General features: G+C 48.1%; 16 protein-coding genes and 1 pseudogene. 7 read left to right on the top strand and 10 right to left on the bottom strand.

Annotated features, from left to right (window positions below; genetic code table 11):
* Positions 1-2: 2 nt before the first annotated feature.
* The 3 genes from R2X38_RS13090 to R2X38_RS13080 all read right to left on the bottom strand — a co-directional run bounded on the left by R2X38_RS13090 (position 3) and on the right by R2X38_RS13080 (position 3,557).
* Positions 3-839, bottom strand: coding sequence for a Cof-type HAD-IIB family hydrolase (locus tag R2X38_RS13090; protein WP_317522690.1), 837 nt, complete (start codon positions 837-839; stop codon positions 3-5).
* A 219-nt stretch (positions 840-1,058) separates the two neighbouring features.
* Entirely contained in the window at positions 1,059-2,252 is a 1,194-nt protein-coding gene (locus R2X38_RS13085; protein ID WP_107299449.1) for an acetate/propionate family kinase, read from the bottom strand.
* 393 nt (positions 2,253-2,645) lie between these two features.
* On the bottom strand, positions 2,646-3,557 hold the full coding sequence (locus R2X38_RS13080; protein WP_317522688.1) for a LysR family transcriptional regulator: 912 nt from the start codon (positions 3,555-3,557) through the stop codon (positions 2,646-2,648).
* Between the two features lie 102 nt (positions 3,558-3,659).
* Here R2X38_RS13080 and R2X38_RS13075 point away from each other — a divergent pair, with 102 nt between their 5' ends.
* Entirely contained in the window at positions 3,660-4,592 is a 933-nt protein-coding gene (locus R2X38_RS13075) for a hypothetical protein (RefSeq protein ID WP_317522687.1), read from the top strand.
* 219 nt (positions 4,593-4,811) lie between these two features.
* Positions 4,812-5,774 (top strand): helix-turn-helix transcriptional regulator, encoded by a 963-nt coding sequence (locus R2X38_RS13070; protein WP_317522686.1) that lies wholly within the window; start codon positions 4,812-4,814, stop codon positions 5,772-5,774.
* A gap of 156 nt (positions 5,775-5,930) precedes the next feature.
* Here the strand turns inward: R2X38_RS13070 and choV are convergent, their stop codons facing one another.
* From choV to betI, 6 genes are all read right to left on the bottom strand, one after another.
* A complete protein-coding gene (gene choV / locus R2X38_RS13065; protein WP_317522685.1) occupies positions 5,931-7,118 on the bottom strand; it encodes a choline ABC transporter ATP-binding protein in 1,188 nt (395 codons plus the stop codon).
* A gap of 2 nt (positions 7,119-7,120) precedes the next feature.
* Positions 7,121-7,963, bottom strand: coding sequence for a choline ABC transporter permease subunit (choW, locus tag R2X38_RS13060; protein WP_317522683.1), 843 nt, complete (start codon positions 7,961-7,963; stop codon positions 7,121-7,123).
* A gap of 86 nt (positions 7,964-8,049) precedes the next feature.
* A complete protein-coding gene (locus R2X38_RS13055) occupies positions 8,050-8,988 on the bottom strand; it encodes a choline ABC transporter substrate-binding protein (RefSeq protein WP_317522682.1) in 939 nt (312 codons plus the stop codon).
* 43 nt (positions 8,989-9,031) lie between these two features.
* Positions 9,032-10,723, bottom strand: coding sequence for a choline dehydrogenase (gene betA, locus R2X38_RS13050; protein ID WP_317522681.1), 1,692 nt, complete (start codon positions 10,721-10,723; stop codon positions 9,032-9,034).
* 21 nt (positions 10,724-10,744) lie between these two features.
* Entirely contained in the window at positions 10,745-12,205 is a 1,461-nt protein-coding gene (gene betB / locus R2X38_RS13045; protein ID WP_317522680.1) for a betaine-aldehyde dehydrogenase, read from the bottom strand.
* Positions 12,206-12,225: 20 nt separating this feature from the next.
* Positions 12,226-12,822, bottom strand: a complete 597-nt coding sequence (gene betI, locus R2X38_RS13040) for a transcriptional regulator BetI (protein ID WP_317522679.1) — start codon at positions 12,820-12,822, stop codon at positions 12,226-12,228.
* Positions 12,823-13,338: 516 nt separating this feature from the next.
* Here betI and R2X38_RS13035 point away from each other — a divergent pair.
* Positions 13,339-13,550, top strand: a pseudogene (locus tag R2X38_RS13035) (reverse transcriptase domain-containing protein); the annotation flags it as partial.
* A 122-nt stretch (positions 13,551-13,672) separates the two neighbouring features.
* On the opposite strand, the gene R2X38_RS13030 reads toward R2X38_RS13035, so the two are convergent.
* Positions 13,673-14,419: an SDR family oxidoreductase gene (locus R2X38_RS13030; RefSeq protein ID WP_317522678.1), complete on the bottom strand. Its 747-nt coding sequence runs from the start codon at positions 14,417-14,419 to the stop codon at positions 13,673-13,675.
* A gap of 192 nt (positions 14,420-14,611) precedes the next feature.
* On the opposite strand from R2X38_RS13030, the gene R2X38_RS13025 reads away from it, so the two are divergent.
* From R2X38_RS13025 to R2X38_RS13010, 4 genes are read left to right on the top strand one after another with little or no spacing between them, the layout of a single operon-like run.
* Positions 14,612-15,589 (top strand): TAXI family TRAP transporter solute-binding subunit, encoded by a 978-nt coding sequence (locus tag R2X38_RS13025; protein WP_317522677.1) that lies wholly within the window; start codon positions 14,612-14,614, stop codon positions 15,587-15,589.
* A gap of 34 nt (positions 15,590-15,623) precedes the next feature.
* Entirely contained in the window at positions 15,624-17,525 is a 1,902-nt protein-coding gene (locus R2X38_RS13020) for a TRAP transporter fused permease subunit (protein WP_317522676.1), read from the top strand.
* A gap of 20 nt (positions 17,526-17,545) precedes the next feature.
* Positions 17,546-18,829 carry a histidinol dehydrogenase gene (gene hisD / locus R2X38_RS13015; protein ID WP_317522675.1) on the top strand — a complete coding sequence of 428 codons (1,284 nt, stop codon included), beginning with the start codon at positions 17,546-17,548 and terminating at the stop codon, positions 18,827-18,829.
* A gap of 53 nt (positions 18,830-18,882) precedes the next feature.
* Entirely contained in the window at positions 18,883-19,629 is a 747-nt protein-coding gene (locus R2X38_RS13010; protein ID WP_317522674.1) for an HpcH/HpaI aldolase family protein, read from the top strand.
* The last annotated feature ends 21 nt before the right edge of the window (positions 19,630-19,650 follow it).

Genomic DNA, 19,650 nt, shown 5'->3' with positions numbered 1-19,650 from the left:
ACCTATTTATCCTCAGCCAAGGGGAAATAGCCCTTCACCAATGTGGCCAAACCATCGCCGTGATTATCGGTCTCGCAGATCACGTCGGCACGCTGCTTGACAACAGGATCCGCCTGCTGCATCGCGATACCAATTCCCGCCATCTCCAACATCGAAATATCGTTGAAGTTGTCACCGGCGGCAACAATACTGTTAGGCGCTATCCCTAACTGCTGCGCATAGCGGGCCAAGGCTTCGCCCTTGTTGTTCCCTCTCATTGCCAGATCAATACGCGACTCCCCTGACCAAGCCCCTTCGAAATGTGTTTCTACCCACGCTTGGCGCAAAAAAGCCTCCAGCCTGTCCGCTTCCCCCTCAACCACAAACTTCCACACATAGTCCGTGGCTTCGGCCAGTGAAGCGAAATCATCGGTCTGATAGATATTCGGTTGGCTTTCGGGCGGGAAGGTTTTTGCCCAGACATTTAGAGGCTGCATGTAGGGGATAGGATCGACCAAGGAATAAGTCATTGCATCAGTAACGTACATCACCATTTTCAACTGGTGCAGTTCGGCCGACTGGATAAAGCGCTGCGCCAAGCCTTTATCGATCGCCTTATGGTCTAACACCTTGCCTTGCTGATAGTGGTAGGTGTAAGTGCCGTTGCAACAAATAATGGGCGTATCGAGATTAAACTCGTCATAGTAAGGTTTGGCGGCCGTATGGTGGCGACCGGTGACAATAACGACGTGGTATTGTGATTTAATACTGTGAACAAGTTCCGCGATAGAGGAGTTTAGCTGATGATTATCTTGCAGTGCTGTGCCATCCAAATCGAGTGCCAGTAGTTGATGTTTCACCGTTGATCCTTCACAGACATAGACAATATTGCTAGCCATTTTATTGTGATTCATAACACGATTCACTTACCTCAAGGCTTAAGTTTGATCACCCTCTAAATTTATGGATTTTTTCGCTCTGTCGAAATTCGCTCACAGGCGCTCACATATCTAGCGGCATAAAAAAACCGCCAGCATCTCTGCTGGCGGTTTCAATTCGTGTCTGTAGTGAACTGGCTATTAAGCGTGTAGCAGTTCCATTGACTCTTTTGCGATTACCCACTCTTCGTTCGTTGGGATAACCATAGCAACTGGCGTGTTTGGCTTGGTGATGATACCCGCGTTGCCAAAGCGTGCTGCAGCGTTGCCTTCTTCGTCTTCACGGTAGCCGAAGATCTTCAGGTTCTCTAGGATCTTGCTACGGATTGGCTGAGAGTTCTCACCGATACCTGCAGTGAAGATGATTGCGTCTAGCTCGTCTAGCGCAACCATGTAAGAACCGATGTACTTAGCGACACGGTAGCAGAACAGTTCAAACGCTAGCGTTGCGCCTTCGTGGCCGTTTTCCATCGCTTCGATGATGCCGCGGCAGTCGCTGGTTAGGCCAGATACACCCAGAAGACCAGACTTCTTGTTCAGCTCGTCGAAGACTTCTTCCTGAGACCAGCCTTTCTTCAGTAGGAACTCAATGATACTTGGGTCAAGGTCACCACAGCGAGTACCCATCATTAGTCCTGCAAGAGGGGTGAAACCCATGCTGGTGTCAACAGACTTGCCGTTCTTAACAGCACATACTGAAGCACCGTTACCCAGGTGAACAGAGATGAAGTTGCTGTCTTCAACTGGCTTGTTGATCATCTTAGCCGCTTCACGGCTTACGAAGAAGTGGCTCGTGCCGTGGAAACCGTAACGGCGGATACCGTAGTCGTTGTATAGCTTCTGAGAGATAGCACCAGTGTACGCTTTAGCTGGCATAGTCTGGTGGAAAGCTGTATCGAATACCGCGTACTGAGACAGGCTTGGGAATGCCTTCATTGCCGCGCGCATACCGATAACGTGCGCAGGGTTGTGAAGAGGAGCCAGATCGCTCAGGTTGTCGATCTCTTCCAGTACAGCTTCGTCAATCTTAACCGTCTTAGTGAATTTCTCACCGCCGTGTACAACACGGTGACCGATAGCAACGATGTCTTGCTTCATGCCTAGCTCTTCAAGCAGGGCAACAATGCGATCAACGGCCTGCTGGTGGTGGTTACCTTCTGCATCAAGCATGTGCTCGTGCTTCTCACCATCAATTTTCCAGCTGACTACCGCTTCAGGCAGGCCGAAACATTCGCCAAGGCCGCTCAGGGTCGCTTCACCGCTTACAGTGTCGATAAGGGCAAACTTAAGTGAAGAACTGCCAGAGTTGATTACAAGTACTAGAGAGTTGCTCATGGGTTATCTCATCAGATTAAATTGGGCTCTAGAACAATACGTTCCGTTACACGTCTATCCGGTCTGTTGACCTATCCAAAAGAAAATGTGTGGAGCAGCATTTTCTTCTGATTTATAGCTTTTGATTACATTATTCAATTTTTTTTGAATAACTCAACTTTTGTTTCGATAATTTTGAAAAAAATTGAAATTTCACTGGTTCAGATCAAGTTTAAAGCAACGAAAACGTTTTCGCGCGTCTATTTTGTAACCAGCGGCAACAAAAAAACACACAGAAATGTTTATTGCATTAAACAAATTATAGAAAAAAGAAGATTCCAAAAGCGGAAAAAAGCATCATTTTAATGAGGAAGGAAACGGCTCTTCGTCAGAAGAGCAGTAAAATAATTATAACTAGCTGATTTTTAGTATTTTATCGTACGATGATCGGAACCATTCACTGATAAAAGACATCAAGTGACGGATCCTAGGGTTGATATGAACATCGTGATGACATACCAGCCACCATTGGGCATCGGGCAGGGTCAGCTCAGGCAGATCAATAAGCTCTAGCTCGGGATATCGCTCCGCAATGGAATGAAATACCACCGCGACGCCCGCCTTGGCCCGGGCCAGCTCAAGCTGCATCTTGAAGCTATCGGTACGGAAATTGAAATGTGACTTATTGAGTGGCTTACCGAACCGGCTAGCTGTTTCGATATAGATCTTCTGCTGATCGTAGCCAATGATTTGGTGCTCGCTGCTGTAAAGCTCCAACACCGAGCTAGGTTTGCCGTACTCCTCGAGATAGTCTCGGTGGGCATAAAACCCTATTCCCTCGCTGTGCAAGAAGCTCACAACCAAATCTGACTGCTCGGGCCTAGTCTTGGATATCAGCAGATCGGCTTCACGCTTGTTGAGGTTCACCTCCTTATTGGCGACCAAGACTTCAATTTCAATATCAGGAAACTGCCGCTGGAACTCACTCAGCAAAACTGGCATAAAGTAAAAAGAGAACATATCGCTTGCCGCCAGCCGGACATGACCAATGTGTTTTCCACTGTGTGCCGACGCTTTAGAGATAAAACCATCAACACCTTTGGCTGTCTCCTTGGCGGCCGCCAGCAGTTCATGACCGACCAAGGTCAAACCCAGTCCCTGTGTTGAACGATCAAACAGGTTAAAGCCTACTTTCTCTTCAAGCGCCGATATGTGCCGGCTCACCGTTGGCTGTGAAACCCCTAGTTTCAGCGCAGCAGCAGACATACTCCCTTCTTCTGCTACGGTAAGAAAAATACGAATGCTATCCCATTCCATGCTATGCATTCTCAAATACCCACTATATGTTTTTATCTATTCACTATAGCGAGAAATAGCTCTTAACTTATGAGTATGATTTTGAAATGAATCGCAAGGTTGGAGAAAAACATGAGAAGAGCCTTAGTATTAGGTGCTGAACATGAAATGGGAGCACTACTTTGCAAATCTCTTGATAGATTCAATTGGCAAATTACCGCCACTATAGCGGATCCCTGCCTGCCGATTTCATTCTCAGCCAATATGACCTTGGCTGAGCTCACGAAACACGATCATGACTTACTAGAAGCCCTAGTGGCCGAAACGGACACGGTTTTCCTGCACCTGCCCGACCCAATCGAGGGCAGGCGGGTGTTTTTTTCTCTCGACGAAATCCTCAAGCAGGTGATCCGATTCCGCCGCAACCTAGTGATCACAACCAACGTCTACGATACCAAGCAACCACTATTCAATAGCCTTGCGTTCTGGCATAAAAAAACACCCATAGATTATGTACTACCTAAAAAAATCAGCGCTCAATTGGACATGGCCGCCAACGCCGGTGCGAATATCATGGTGCTCTGCTATGGCCACAACCTGAATTTTTCCCAACACCACAGCTACCTCGGGCTGTTGGTCAAAGAAACCAACCACAAATTGATCCTGCAATCCCCCAGCGCCTATGGAGTGAACCATTACTGGACCTATTTGCCTGATTTAGCGGAAAACCTCATCCAGCAACTCTCAATGGAGACTGAGGCTAGGTTCAGCACGCCACTCTCGGTCAACTACTACCCCGGGCACCAAGCCAGTATCAAAGACATCGCCCGGGGCTTGGCACTCAGCACTGGCAAGCCAGTCACGGTTACCCCTTTACACTGGACATTGATGGAGGCCATCTCGCTGTTTTCACCTCTGTTCCGCCGTTTCATCAATATGCGCTCACTATGGCAACGCGGCGGTAAGTTGCCGATCCGCCCTACTCAGTGGCAGCTTCCTATGCTTCAGCACACCCCGCTGGAGCTCGCCCTGCAAAAAAGTTGGCGCAAGCATACCCCGAGCTAATTCGACCAACGGTTATCTGCTCTATGGCAGCCCGGCACGTTGGCTGAATAAACACTTAATGCCGATGCGACAGTGTTCAACCACGTCACATTTTGGTCACAGGTCAAATGCATTCGCTCGATAAAATCAATAGGATATTCATAAAGTCACATAACCTATCAAACCTTCATGCCACACATCCCCTGCGCGTCCATGTCGCTCCATAAAGGATGGCGGGAAATGCTCCAGCAAGCCGCCGTAGAGTTCAATCTCGAGCCCAGCGATTACTTTCCCGATGAAACAGCCAGTGAACGGATCCGGATACGCCCTGCCGACCTACGCGCATTCAGCGATCGTTTCAACCAGCTGTGCCAAGACAGCGGGGAGCCGCTCTTTCCTGCATATGCCGCCAAGTATGTCTCACCGCTCACTTTCAGCTGCTATTCGTTGGCACTGTGGACAGGTAATGATCTCCTTACCTTTATTCAAGATGCCTGCCAATACTGCATCTTGATAGGCTCCCCCATCCGGCTCAAGCACCACACCACACCCAAAGGCAACAGCGAGCTTTGGGTGATCAACCATGATCCCTTCAATGACATATCGAAGGTATCCGATCGCGGTTTCATGATGTATGTCGCCACCCTTCTCGAGATGATCCAGCAGGCCACTGGGGGAATGGATAACTTGGTACTGAAAATCACCCGTTGGCCTTTTCCCCAAGCGCTTCAGCCGCAGTTCGAGCTGCTAATGGGATGCCAAATCAAAACGGGCTCGCCGATTTTAAAGATCTGCTTTCCCCGCAATGCAGCTGAGGTCCAATTGAAAGGTCGCGATCCCAACATCTATTCGGTTGCAATCCCTCCCCTACGCCAGGCTGTCAGCCAATTGGAGAGCCACGATATTATTCTGCTGATCTACAAGTTGCTTGATAACGAACCCAACCTAAAGGCAATTTCTAGAGAGAAAATCGCTGCCGAGATGCTAATGAGTGTCAGGACGCTCAACCGCCGCCTCGCCGTATTGGGCTCCAGCTACCGGCAGGTTGTGGAGCAATATAAGCTGGAAAAAGCCCTACTGTTGCTCAGCCAGCCCAACATCAACCTGACCGATATTGCCTTCCGGCTCGGGTTTGCCGATCTCAGCAGCTTCTCCCGCGCCTTCAAGAGCTGGACCGGTCACACCCCGACCCATTTCCTGTGACTCGTACCCATCTCGCAACGAGTACAGGCCCGCCCTCCTTGAACCATTAAATTGGCATAGCCTGATAGTAGTGGATTAGCAAATTTGGCCACATAGTTAGAGTTCTAGGCATATGGAAAGATAATGCAAATTGCGATGATTGTCTGATGTCAAATACTATGCCACTTGAGGTGCATAGTAATTACCCAGTAGCGCATCGTAAAACTCGTTGTCGTTGAGCACGCCAACCAACTCGCCATTCTCAACCAGCAAAATAGGTTGGCCACTACGTTTTTTCAGCTCTATCGCTTCACGCATACCAATGTCTGGACTGGTAACTACTATGGAATCTTGACCTATTTGCTCAATATCACCGCTTTCACTATCCCAGTCAATTAGCGTAAGTTCATCACTTCTCACAATCGATAATTCACTACTTGATTGGTCAACCCAAACAGGCTGAACGGAACAGACTTGCAATCGGCTATGCTCTCGTTTTAGCTCACTCACAGGCTGCATCAGCGAGCGGCCTTTAAGCACATTCAGCGGGTTGGTGTGAGCCACAAAATCACGTACGTAATCATTTTTCGGCGTTAGGATGATTTCTTCAGGCTTACCATGCTGAATCAAGCGGCCAGACTCCATGATAGCAATGTTGTTACCAATTTTTAGCGCCTCGTCTAGGTCATGACTCACAAACAAAATGGTCTTATTGAGTTTTTCTTGCAGCAGGATCAGCTCATCTTGCAACTGGGCACGGATTAGTGGGTCAAGCGCTGAGAAGGGCTCATCCATCAATAATATGTCTGTATCCATAGCAAAGGCACGAGCCAGTCCGACACGTTGCTGCATTCCACCTGAAAGCTCATGTGGATATTTGTCTTCCCATTCTGCCAAACCCACCATTTCAAGCTGCTCGCGCGCTTTTTCTTTACGCTCTGATTTTCCCATTCCTTGCAGCTCTAAACCAAAGGCCACATTATCCAGCACTGTTAACCAAGGCATCAGCGCAAATTTTTGAAACACCATAGAGACGCGGTGAGTACGTAATCTGCGAAGCGTCTCTTCATCACACTGAGCAAGGTCGACTTGTTCATCGCCATCTTTAATGTCCAAACAGCCACGAGAAATCTCGTTGAGTCCATTGACTGCTCGAAGAAGGCTGGATTTACCCGATCCAGACAGCCCCATAAGGACACATATCTCGCCCTCTTTCACTGTCATAGAAACGTTATCAACCCCTACCACCTGCGCTGTTTCATCGATAATCTGCTGACGGGTCTGTCCCTTGTCCAATAGATCAAGCGCCAATTGCGGGTTGTCACCAAATACCACGTCAAGATTTTTTATCGTAATTGCGTCCATGATCAGGCCTCCTTCTGGTTTGGTGATTTACATAAACGGTCTAGGATGATCGCGACAAGAACAATCGCTAATCCGGCCTCGAAGCCTTGCGAGATGTTTACAGTGTTGAGCGCTCGAACAACAGGCTTACCCAAGCCGTCAGCACCCACTAGTGCGGCAATAACCACCATAGAAAGAGACAGCATGATGCACTGAGTTATACCAGCCATGATATTTGGCATTGCGGCCGGAAGCTCAACTTTAACCAGCAGCTTCATGCGGGTCGCACCAAACGCTTTACCTGCTTCAACCAGCTCTTCTGGCACTTTGGTGATCCCGAGGTAAGTCAGTCGAATCGGTGCCGCAATAGCAAATATAATGGTGGAGATCAGACCCGGCACAATACCCAAACCAAACAGAACCAGCGTTGGGATCAGGTAAACAAAGGTTGGCACGGTTTGCATAAGGTCCAAAATCGGTCTTAGCAAGGTGTAGAGCCAAGGTCGGTGCGCAGCCATAATGCCAAGCGGTACGCCAATTAATACAGAAATCGTTGTCGCTGCAAAAACCAGAACAAAGGTTTCTAGCATTTCTTGCCAGTAGCCAAGATTTAAAATGGTTAGCAAGGCACCAATAACAAAAACAACAAGCGGGATACTACGGTGCAAATACCAAGCAATTGCAGCCGTCAGCAGAATTGGCATCGCCGGTGGCATCCATTTAAAGATATCTACAACAAAAAGAATGATGGTCTCTAGAAAGATTGAGATCGCGTCAAATAAACCAGCAGCGTTGGTGGTTAACCAGTCAACAGCGGCTTCCATCCATTCACCCAGTGGGATTTTGTTGTCAGTAATAAAGTTCACAATACAGCCTTTGTGGTAATGATTATGTTAGCGTCGTGAGAGTAAAGGTGGGTGCTGCCCACCTTACCGTTACCAGTTGCTACTGATCACGCTTTTGACGCGATGTATTCCGTTACAGCCTGGGTCGCTTCATCGCCCTGCAGGGTTTTCACGCCGTTTAGCCAGGTTTCAATCTGCTCTGGGTTAGCCTTGAGCCACTGTTGAGCCGCTTTCGATGGTTTCACGTTCTGGTTCAAGATCGCTTCCATTAGCTCGTTTTCCATTTCTAGGCTGAACTCTAGGTTTTTAAGCAGCTTACCTACGTTTTGGCATTCATTTAGGTAGTTAGCACGTACGTTTGTATAGACGTTCGCTCCACCATAGTTCGGGCCAAAGTAGTCGTCGCCACCTGCGAGGTATTCCATCTCAATATTGCTGTTCATTGGGTGTGGAGCCCAGCCAAGGTAGACAATCCACTGATTACGACGAACAGCGCGAGAGACTTGCGAAACCATCCCCGCTTCACTTGACTCCACTAAGCTGAAATCTTTCAGACCAAAGGCGTCGCTATTGAGCATAGATTGGATCAGACGGTTGCCATCATTACCTGGTTCAATACCGTAGATGCGGTCTTTGAACTTATCGCCATGCTTAGCAAGATCCGCAAAGTTGGTCACACCAGCTTCGTAAACATATTTAGGCACCGCCAAGGTGTACTTAGCCCCTTCAAGGTTGGCACGAACGGTCTCTACGCTACCTGACTCACGGTATTTAGCGATATCTCCCTCCATGGTTGGCATCCAGTTGCCAAGGAAGATATCGATATCACCGTTCGCCATGGACGAGTAAGTCACTGGCACAGATAGCAGGTCGGTTTTCGTCTTGTACCCCAGGCCTTTTAATAGCTCTGACGTTACCGCTGTTGTCGCGGTAATGTCTGTCCAACCAACATCAGCAAAACGAACGGTTTCACACTGGTTAGCGTAGGCGTTCATCGCCAAACTACTTAGAGCAAGGGTTGAAAGAGTTTTTGTCATCATAGACATAATAGTTTCCTTGTAATGATTACTGACTTTATTGTTTTAGGCTTTAATCCAACTCTCTAATTGGAGAGCCACTTCTTTGTGTATGTTGCCAATTTGGATCAAGCCAAACCGGTTGTTGATTGGTTGCCATCGCTGGCTTACCTAAGATCATGTCTGCCGCGCGCTCTGCTACCATGATGGTTGGCGCATTTAGATTGCCATTAGGGATGGTCGGGAATATGGATGAGTCAACCACGCGCAACCTTTCAATACCGCGTACTCGGCAAGCTTCATCCAGTACCGCCATAGGATCATCCTCGGCCCCCATTTTGCAGCTGCATGAGGGGTGGTATGCACTCTCAACGTTCTCTTTGACCCACAGATCAATCGCTTCGTCGCTAGTCACATGTTTGCCAGGTTGAATCTCTTCACCGCGGAACGGATCCATTGCAGGTTGCATTAATATTTCGCGAGTCAGGCGGATACAGTCACGCCAATCCTGCTTATCTTGCTCTGTCGAAATATAGTTAAACTGGATTCGCGGTTTCGCATGTGGGTCTGCTGAAGTAATGGCGATAGTGCCACGGCTCTCCGGCTTGTTCGGTCCGACATGAACCTGAAAACCATGGCCGTCAAAAGCCGCTTGGCCATCGTAACGCATCGCCGCTGGTAAGAAGTGGTATTGAATGTTTGGCCACTTCAAGCCTTTACGAGAGCGGATAAATGCACAAGATTCGAAGTGGTTAGTTGCGCCCAAACCTTTACGGGTCAAAATCCACTCTGTGCCGATAAGGCCTTTGCTCACCAAGCCTAGCTTGCTGTTCAAAGTGATAGGTTGAGTACAGTGGTATTGGAAGTAGACCTCTAAGTGATCTTGCAGGTTCTCACCGACACCCGGTAAATCATGCACCCGTTCAACACCCGCATTGTCCAGTACCGCTTTGGGGCCAATACCCGAAAGCTGTAGTAGCTGCACAGAGCCGACAGAGCCAGCACTAGAGATAACTTCTTTATCAGCCAGAGCCTTGATAACGTTGCCTGACTTTTCGAACTCTACGCCTTTGGCTTGCTTGCCTTCGAGCAGAATTTTACGTGCCACGACACCTTTAATTAAGGTCAGATTAGGGCGTTTCAAGGCACGCCTTAAGTATGCGTTGGAGGTTGAAGCACGCACACCACCGTCAACGGTCATATGCATAGGGCCAAACCCTTCTTGCTGAAAACCGTTGTAGTCTTGTGTTTCGGGGTAGCCCGCCTCTTTCCCCGCATCTATAAACGCTTGATAAAGCGGGTTGCGCTTCATATCGTTGCCGTTACACGTACCCACCGGGCCGTTACCACCTCGATATTCATCTTCGCCACCACTCCAGCTTTCTGCTCGGCGGAAATAAGGCAAACAGGACCGATAGTTCCACCCCTGCGCGCCTTGCGCTTCCCACTCATCAAAATCGCACGCATGCCCACGAACATAGACCATACCGTTGATTGATGAGCTACCACCTAAGACTTTGCCTCGCGGACAATGCAGTTGGCGGCCATCTAGACCTAGTTCTTCTACCGTTTCAAACTGCCATGCATACTTTTCAGTATTCATTGGATATGACAAAGCCGTTGGCATCTGGATAAAAATACTTTTGTCTGTGCCGCCTGCTTCCAGCAATAACACCGAATGCTCACCGCTTTCCGTGAGCCGATCGGCTAATACACAGCCGGCCGAACCCGCGCCGACGATAATGTAATCGTAGCGTTGCTCCATTTTATCTCTCCGTGGTTCTTGTTAGGCGTATGGGCTGGCGAAGTTGCCCAGCTCGATCAGTACACTCTTGGTTTGGGTATAGTGACGCAGAGTCTCTGGGCCATTTTCTCGCCCGAGACCTGAATGTTTATAGCCACCCACCGGCATTTCCGCTGGTGAATCACCCCAAGTGTTCACCCAGCAGATGCCCGCTTGCATCTGATGGATCACGCGATGGGCACGCGCTAAGTTTTGCGTAAAGATACCGGCAGCTAAGCCGTAGTCTGTATCGTTGGCTCGCGCAATCACTTCCTGTTCATCACGGAAAGTAAGCACTGACATCACCGGGCCAAAAATCTCTTGCTGAACGTGAGGCATGTTGTCATCACAATCGACAAAAACGGTGGGTGCCACAAAGTTACCGGTTTCTAGCCCGTTTTCTGTCACCTGATAGCCGCCAGTCAGCAGTGTCGCGCCATTTTGCTTCGCGCTTTCAATAGCCGCCAGGACTTTGCCCAGATGCTCTTTGGAGATAAGCGCACCAATTTGTGTTTGCATCTCCATTGGGTTGCCTACAACAAGCTTTTCAGTGCGGCTCTTTAGCTGTTCGATAAACTGAGGATAAATAGACTCATGAACGAATACACGGGTACCGTTGGTACACACTTCGCCCTGCGTGTAGAAATTGGCTACCATTGCCGCCGATACGGCGTCATCTAATTTCGCATCATCAAATACGATCATTGGCGACTTGCCACCCAGCTCCATAGTGACCTGCTTGAGCGTCTTCGCACTGTCTGCCAGCACCAGCTTGCCGGTCCCTGATTCACCAGTGAATGATACTTTTGCGATATCCGGGTGGGCAGTCAGCATCTGTCCAACACGATGATCGCCTTGCACTACGTTGAATACGCCATCAGGCAGACCCGCTTCAGTATAGATCTCTGCAAGTTTTAGTGCCGTCAGTGGCGTTTCTTCCGAAGGTTTGAAAATCATGCTGTTACCAGCAGCAAGCGCAGGTGCTGATTTCCACATCGCTATTTGAATTGGGTAGTTCCAAGCGCCGATGCCCGCACAAATACCCAACGGTTCACGACGAGTATAGTAAAACTGGTTGTCACTAAGAGGTTGCTGCTCACCCTGCATCGCAGGGACAAGGCCAGCAAAAAATTCAATAACATCAGCACCAGTCGCAATGTCGACTTCAATCGCTTCTTGCAGTGGCTTACCTGTATCTGCCACTTCTAACGTGGCAAGTTCGTCGTTGCGTTGACGAAGAATCGCAACCGCTTTTAGAAGAATGCGGCTGCGCTCGGTTGGGCTCATCGCTGACCAAACGGCAAAGCCTTGTTTGGCTGTTTGGATCGCAGACTCTAGGTCTTGCTGGCTAGCCTGGCCAATCTCGGCAATGGCTTCACCATTGGCAGGATTGTATGTCACAAAGCTTTCGCCAGATGTCGCGCTGACGGCTTTGCCATTGATGTAGAGGGTTTTCATATCCATGTGAAAGTCTGACTTTAAGATTATTTTGTTGAATAGAACGTAAGCTGCTTATCAAGGTAATCGTTGATGATTTTTCGCGCCTTATCGGCATCTATGCCTTGTGGGTTGAGCGTGCCACGTAGCCAAATACCATCGATCAATGCGGCAATGCCTTGGGCGATAACATCCGCCTGATCCGCATTAAACAGCGCTTTGAGTTCAATTCTTAAATGGGACAGCAAGCGTTTTTCATTGACACGCTGCAAACGCTTTAATTGAGTGTCATGCATCGAATAAGACCAAAATGCTAACCACGTTTTTGCGACCTGATTTTCAGCCTGGAAACCAACAAAATTGCCATCAACAATCGCAATGATTCGCTGTTGGTGCGCACTCTTTGGCAACTTCGCGAGCTTCGCTGCAATGGTAGTTGAGTGTTGACGTAAGATTTCTCTCATCGTCTCCTCAAGCAGTCCATGTTTACCTCCAAAGTAATGATTGATAATTCCGGTAGAAACCCCCGCTTCCTTGCTGATTAACGCAATACTTGCCGCGTGCAAACCAACACGATCGATGACCGCCATCGTCGCTTTGACAAGCTGAGGTTTCCTGATTTCTGGCATGCCAACCTTCGGCATTTTGGGTCCCTTTTGTTTTTTATTGAACGATTAGTTAAATATAGGCTACCTAAAATTTAGTTAGACCTCAAACTATTAATTTAAGAGTTATGTGAAGTTACATGGAAGAGCTAACAATATTGCAACTTTTGTACGTAAGGGGCATAAATAGAAACCAACAGATGACACCCCTCGAAAATATCAATAAAAACAACATTTTGATGACATATCATGAAAAACAAGCCTATCATTTAGTTATTAATAGGCATGTGCATTTACTCACCACCGACACCCGTATTGACCCAACAAATACTTAGACAAGAAACCATCTTTGCGGAGAATTATTTTGAGGTCTTAGGAAGTTGATAGCGAAAGTATCACAGTAAAACAATGGTATTGATTGGCCGCTGAGCAGTGGCATCACTATCGTACTGCTTAGATCCAGAGCTGAGAGGTAGGAGGATTTGTATCCAGAGTTTCTGAAGTGACGGATAGCCCATGTTTGATAGGCAAGCGTATGTTGGAACAATAGTTAAAATGGACAAAGGGCTGTTTTATCGCACTGACGAAGGCACACCACAAGGCGGGACATATCTCCCACCTTGATGCAAATGACTCTTGCAGGGCTTGAGAAACGCATAAAGTCTACCGCACTCAAAAAAGGTGCTAGGGCCAACTTTATTGGATACGCCGACGATTTCATCGTCACTTACACTTCAAAGGAAGTGCTGGAGAACAATATCAAACCATTTTAGAAATGGTATCGGCGTGTAATCCTAAATACGCTAGAGTCTTTCATCTCGACATCGCTATGTGCATGACTCTGGTAAACAGCCCCGAGCCCGAGAATAATATGCTCGGGTTGTATTGACTAATTGAGTGGCCTACCGCCATCAACTGGAATGATAGTCCCGGTAGAAAACGTCAACCCTTCGGTGGCCAACACCACAGCATTAGCCACTTCTTCTGGGTTAACCAACCTTTTCAATGGTGTCTTTTCGCACTGCTCGTCACGCCATGAGGTATCTACGCCTTTGACAAAATCTGTGTCAGCAAGACCCGGAGATACAGAGAACACCCGAATTGAAGGCCCCAAAGCCCTCGCTAGAGAAAGGGTTAAATTATCCATTGCCGCTTTGCTGGCGCAGTACGCAATGTTACTGCCAATCGCTGTTCTGGCAGCAATAGAGCTGATATTGACAATACATCCCCCCCCCGGTGCACGGTTAAGTAAAGGAGCCAGCAAGCGTACCGATGTGATGGCAGCACGCACATTGACTTGGAAAATCCTATCAATGAGACCTTCGTCCAGCCCATCAAGGTCCTCCGGGGCTACAAACTGAGTGGTACCGGCGCAATTGACCAATAAATCCAAGTGCCCTATGGATTTCACCAGATCATCAACCGCCCTCTCGTAACCAGCCACATCAGTGATATCGACCTGCATGCCCTGATGGCCTACGCCCGGCAAGCTGGCAAGTAACTCTTCAGCGCGTTGGTTGCTGGACTCCGAATCACGATAAGTGAATATCACTTGATATCCTTGGCAAGCTAACCGTTGACAAATCGCCTTGCCTATCTGTCCTACCCCACCCGTAACAAATGCAAACTTCTCCATTTCTCCACCTTTTTGTATACGTATACAAATTTAATGACAAGTTAGATTACCAGCTGCAAAAGAACTGTGATCGGCCTCTTATTACTATTGATTAACATAAAAACAACAACTATATGTGTCTTTGATCACACACCAATGCTTAAATTATGTGCTTTCATAATAAGGAAATATCAACCTTGAATAGGTATACAAATGAATAAACAGAAGAGAAACCGTATTACGACTTATGTCATTTCAGCGTTGTCTGCAGCTCTACTCGCAACAAATGTCAACGCGGAAACGCGTTTGGCTTTTGGTGCCACCAATGCACAATCAGCGCATTACGCATATTTTGCTTCGATAAAAAAAATCGTTGAGAACCAATATGATGACTACAAGGTATCTGTGATCGAAACGGGTGCTACGGTTGATAACCTTCGACGCATGGCTAGAAACCAACTGGATATCGGCCTGATCACATCGAATGTGCTTTACAAAGCCTATAACGGTGAAGATTCATTCAAGCGCCCAATCAAATCTCAATTACTCTGGACTTACAACCCAGCTCCCCAAAACATCATCATTCGCCAGGATTGTAATGTTGGCTCAATCAGTGAGCTTAATGACGTCCGCTTAGGTCCAGGTATGCGGGGCTCTGCGACAGAAGCGACCACTCTGGCGGTGATGGAAACATTGAATGTGTCTCCTGAGTGGGTGAGAGGTTCGAATGGCGAACTAGCCAATGGGATCAAGGACAACCGTCTATGCGGCATGGTGAAGTCATCGGTAGGTAGCCGATTCGATGCATTGACAACCGATGTTGGCACTTTTACTCCGCTGAGTGCTATTGGGCTCAACGACAAAGAAGTTGAGCTAGTCGCGAAGAACCATCCGGAAGTGGCCATTGTCGACATGCCGGGAGACAAACTGGTCAACCGTGGTCCTTATAAAACTTGGGGGTTTGTCATTGGTGTTTCGGCATCGCCAAAGCTTGATGAGAAAACAGCTTACGACATTGTGAAAGCGGTAATGGAAGATGAAATTGAGCAAGTCACAGCTTTCCCTGCCGTAGAAGGTGAAAACCTTATCGAGCAGACTCTGAAATATGCGACATCTCCGCTTCATCCCGGTGCCGTGAAGTACTTCCAGGAGCAAGGCTACACCGTTCCTGACCATTTAATTGAAGGGTAAAGGTCTTTTTACAATTAAATGGAGGCGAAAAGCCATGGAAACAACCATTAAAACACAGACGCTGCGTGAACGTGCGATCCCCATTGTCGGAGCATGTATCGGTATATTTATCTTTTATACCTCGTTTTTCGGTACGTTTGAGACACTGATTCAACGCAGTCTTTTTGTCGCATTGATAGTGATACTCGGAGTCATGCTGCACCCGCTTGGTCATGGAGCGAAGTGGCGCCCTCTAGGGCTTTTCGTCGACTTATTGATTGTGCTTGCTGTACTTACCGGTGTTGGCTATATCCTTGTTAACTTCGAAACCATCATGAATGATTTGCCCTTTGCAGAGCAGATTGACGTATGGATTGGCGGTTTGGCGTTAATAGGGATCCTTGAGCTGTCACGCCGCTGTGCCAGCCCTGTCTTCCCTATCCTGGTCAGCATAGCGCTAGCCTATGCCTATTTCGGAGAATATATCAGTGGTGCAATGGGACACCGCGGTTTTGATATGTATTACCTGACGGAAGTCATTTATTTATCGGATCGTGGAATGTGGGGCATGCTGGTAAATATCGCCTCGACAACCCTCGCCTCTTTTATCTTATTTGGAAGTTTTTTGCTCCATACCGGCGCAGGCCAGACATTTTTAGATATGTCATCCCGGATCAGTGGCTCGAGCGTTGGTGGAGCAGCCAAGATCGCCACGATTGCCTCCGGGTTGTTTGGTTCGATCAGCGGAAGCTCTGTTGCCAATGTTGCAACCACTGGTAATTTCACAATCCCACTGATGAAGAGGCTAAAGTACCCTAGCGCCTTCTCTGGCGCGGTTGAAGCGATGGCATCCACCGGTGGCCAGTTAGCGCCTCCTATTATGGGGACAGCAGCGTTCGTCATGGCTGAATTAGTAGGTGTGAATTATTGGGCCATCATTACTATCGCCTTCATTCCTGCTGTGCTGCTGTACTTCGGTATTTTCAATACCGTACACCTGATCTCGAAAAAATCCGATTTTGGTAAGGTCGATGACAGCGAATTGCCTGATTGGCGCGAGTCCCTCGTTTGGCATCGAATTACCCCCATTGTATGTGCCTTTGGCGGGATCATTCTCGGTGTCATCAATGGCTACTCCATCAATATGACGGCTTGCCTTGGCATCATCGGTAACGTTGGGGCATTCATCATATGTAGCCTACTGCAAAAAGCCCCGCTGGGCAGCATTGTCGAAAAACTCAAAGCAGCACTTATTGATGGTGGTAAAGGTGTCGTAGTCGTTGGGATTTTGCTGGTTGCCGCACAAGTATTCGTTGCCATGGTCAACTTGACCGGCGTCGGCGTAACCATTACGAATATTATTCTCGACTTTGCCAACGGCGATGTGTTGATGATTGCAATCTTGATGGCTGTTGTCTGTTTGATTGCCGGCATGGGACTCCCAACATCAGCAGCTTACGTACTGGTCTCTGCGGTATTCGCCCCAGCCCTGATACAGCAAGGGTTTGCACCAGTTACTGTCCACCTATTCGTCCTGTATTACGCGGCATTGTCGGTCATTACCCCGCCAGTTTGCATATCGGTCTTTGTCGCCGCAGCAATTAGCCAGGATCCTTGGCACAAAGTCGCTGGGTACACCCTCCGACTAGGCGGCACGGCATACCTATTACCGCTGTTATTCCTGTTTAACCCAGGCTTGCTGCTTGAGGGGTCTATGAGCAGCATCATTATGATTGTTGTCTTCACTGTTCTTCAGGTGATGGCCCTTTCATCTTTGATGGCGGCATACCCGGTGACAAGTCATAAATACAGCTGGTTGTTCTGGCTGATCCCTGCTGCAGCCATGTTTAGCCCGTTGCTTTGGGTAAAAGCGGCAGCAGCAGCCACCGTCATCATGATGGTTTATGTCAGCAACCAAAATCTATCTAAAAATCAAGGGCTCACGCCCTCACATTAACACTATAGGAAGGTAAGAACATGATTGAGTATGTAAAAAACGGTATTGATGTCGAAGTTGCCAAGAATAATGATGAGAGCGTGAGAAATACTGTTGAGACGATCCTTTCACGTATCGAAAAAGAAGGAGATGCCGTCGTCAAAGAGCTGTCTGAAAAGTTTGATAACTGGAGCCCCGAGCAGTTCAGGCTGACTGACGAACAAATTCAAGCGTGCGTGGACGCGTTGACTGAGCAAGAAAAAGAAGACATCGCGTTTGCCCAGGCGCAAGTGCGCCGCTTTGCCGAGATCCAAAAAAACTCACTCAAGAATGTGGAAGAGGAAACCTTGCCGGGTGTATTCCTTGGCCATAAGCATATCCCTGTTAACAGCGCTGGCTGTTATATACCCGGCGGGAAATATCCGCTTGTCGCTTCTGCTCACATGAGTGTACTAACAGCGAAGGTGGCAGGCGTAAAACGTGTTATTGCCTGTGCTCCCCCTTTTGAAGGCAAGCCTAACACGTATGTAGTAGCGGCGATGGCAATGGCGGGGGCAGATGAAATCTACTGTATGGGTGGTGTCCAAGCCGTAGGTGCAATGGCTATAGGTACGGAAACGATTGATCCTGTTGATATTATCGTGGGCCCTGGTAACGCCTTTGTCGCTGAAGCCAAACGACAGCTCTTTGGCCGTGTCGGCATTGATCTGTTTGCCGGGCCGACAGAAACCGTCGTTATTGCAGACGAGGTGGGCTGTGATCCTGAACTGGCTGCTGCCGATCTGTTGGGTCAGGCCGAGCACGGTTATAACTCACCATCAGTTCTGCTGACAAATTCCCATGAGTTTGCCAAACAAACAATCGCTGAAATAGAAAGGCAGCTGACGATTTTGCCGACAGCAGAAATAGCCTCGAAGGCGTGGGCTGATTATGGTCAGGTGATTGTCTGTGACACCTATGAAGAAATGGTTCAGGTTGCCGATGAGTTGGCATTCGAGCACGTACAGGTGATGACAAAAGATCCGAATTACTTCCTAGAGAATATGACCAATTTCGGGGCTTTGTTTTTAGGTAAGGAAACCAACGTATCCTACGGTGATAAAGTGATTGGCACTAACCATACGCTGCCGACCAACAAAGCGGCCCGTTATACTGGCGGCCTATGGGTCGGTAAGTTTATCAAGACCTGCACATACCAGCGTGTCAGTGAAGAGGCTTCACTGAAGGTAGGGGAATACTGCTCGCGTCTTTGTGCGATTGAGGGCTTTGCAGGCCACAAAGAACAAGCCGATATTCGTGTAAGGCGTTACAAATCTTTGGCGTAAGCACATTCTCGAACTAAGGCAGCTGTTGGCTGCCTTTTCTCCCTGGAGTAAATATGTCTGATTTTTTGAATAAACTTACCAGCAAGCAAAATGTGGTCGGGACGTTTGTGAAAACCCCAGATCCCATCACGATGGAAGTCCTGTCTTTGTCCGGCCTTGATTACGTCATTCTGGATGCCGAGCACGCCCCCTTCGGCCGCCGTGAACTGGATCAATGCATCATGACCTGCCGCTTGGTTGGTTTGCCATGTATCGTCAGAGTGCCAGATAGTGAGCCGGCAACGATCCTTAACGCCTTTGACTGCGGAGCCTCTGGAATACAACTTCCCCATGTGAAAACTGCCGAGCAAGCTGAGCGTATCGTTAAACTGAGTCGATATGGGGAAAATGGACGAGGCTTTGCGGGTTCAACTCGTCAAGCTAACTATGGCACGACACCGCTTTCTGAACATTTGCAGAATAACCAGGATCCTCTAGTAATCGTGCAAATAGAAGATCCAGAAGGCGTGGATAATGCTCATGACATAGCGGCAGTTGATGGAGTCAGCGCCTTGTTTATCGGCCGAGTAGATTTGACCGTGGCATATAATGAAACCAACCCTGATAGTGAAAAAGTTATCAATGCTTGTTCAGCAGTCTGTCATGCAGGCCGAAGTGTCAATAAACCCGTTGGTATATTCTTGCCAACAACGGAAAATATTACTATGTGGCAAGAACTTGGCATTAACATGTATGCAATTGCGTCAGAGCATGCAATGATTATCAAAGGATTTAAAGCGGTCGTTGAAGACTTCCACTGATTTGAGACGAGCCCGAATTTA

Origin of the sequence: Photobacterium rosenbergii, assembly GCF_033022775.1 — a bacterium.
Lineage (GTDB): Bacteria > Pseudomonadota > Gammaproteobacteria > Enterobacterales > Vibrionaceae > Photobacterium > Photobacterium rosenbergii_A.
This window is presented reverse-complemented; position numbering and strand designations above follow the sequence as displayed.

Excerpts from the sequence above, each read along its gene's own strand:
- R2X38_RS13085 (WP_107299449.1), bottom strand. The coding sequence starts at position 2,252 with ATGAGCAACTCTCTAGTACTTGTAATCAACTCTGGCAGTTCTTCACTT.
- R2X38_RS13080 (WP_317522688.1), bottom strand. The coding sequence starts at position 3,557 with ATGCATAGCATGGAATGGGATAGCATTCGTATTTTTCTTACCGTAGCA.
- R2X38_RS13075 (WP_317522687.1), top strand. The coding sequence starts at position 3,660 with ATGAGAAGAGCCTTAGTATTAGGTGCTGAACATGAAATGGGAGCACTA.
- R2X38_RS13070 (WP_317522686.1), top strand. The coding sequence starts at position 4,812 with ATGCTCCAGCAAGCCGCCGTAGAGTTCAATCTCGAGCCCAGCGATTAC.
- choV (WP_317522685.1), bottom strand. The coding sequence starts at position 7,118 with ATGGACGCAATTACGATAAAAAATCTTGACGTGGTATTTGGTGACAAC.
- R2X38_RS13055 (WP_317522682.1), bottom strand. The coding sequence starts at position 8,988 with ATGTCTATGATGACAAAAACTCTTTCAACCCTTGCTCTAAGTAGTTTG.
- betA (WP_317522681.1), bottom strand. The coding sequence starts at position 10,723 with ATGGAGCAACGCTACGATTACATTATCGTCGGCGCGGGTTCGGCCGGC.
- betB (WP_317522680.1), bottom strand. The coding sequence starts at position 12,205 with ATGGATATGAAAACCCTCTACATCAATGGCAAAGCCGTCAGCGCGACA.
- betI (WP_317522679.1), bottom strand. The coding sequence starts at position 12,822 with ATGCCGAAGGTTGGCATGCCAGAAATCAGGAAACCTCAGCTTGTCAAA.
- R2X38_RS13030 (WP_317522678.1), bottom strand. The coding sequence starts at position 14,419 with ATGGAGAAGTTTGCATTTGTTACGGGTGGGGTAGGACAGATAGGCAAG.
- R2X38_RS13025 (WP_317522677.1), top strand. The coding sequence starts at position 14,612 with ATGAATAAACAGAAGAGAAACCGTATTACGACTTATGTCATTTCAGCG.
- R2X38_RS13020 (WP_317522676.1), top strand. The coding sequence starts at position 15,624 with ATGGAAACAACCATTAAAACACAGACGCTGCGTGAACGTGCGATCCCC.
- hisD (WP_317522675.1), top strand. The coding sequence starts at position 17,546 with ATGATTGAGTATGTAAAAAACGGTATTGATGTCGAAGTTGCCAAGAAT.
- R2X38_RS13010 (WP_317522674.1), top strand. The coding sequence starts at position 18,883 with ATGTCTGATTTTTTGAATAAACTTACCAGCAAGCAAAATGTGGTCGGG.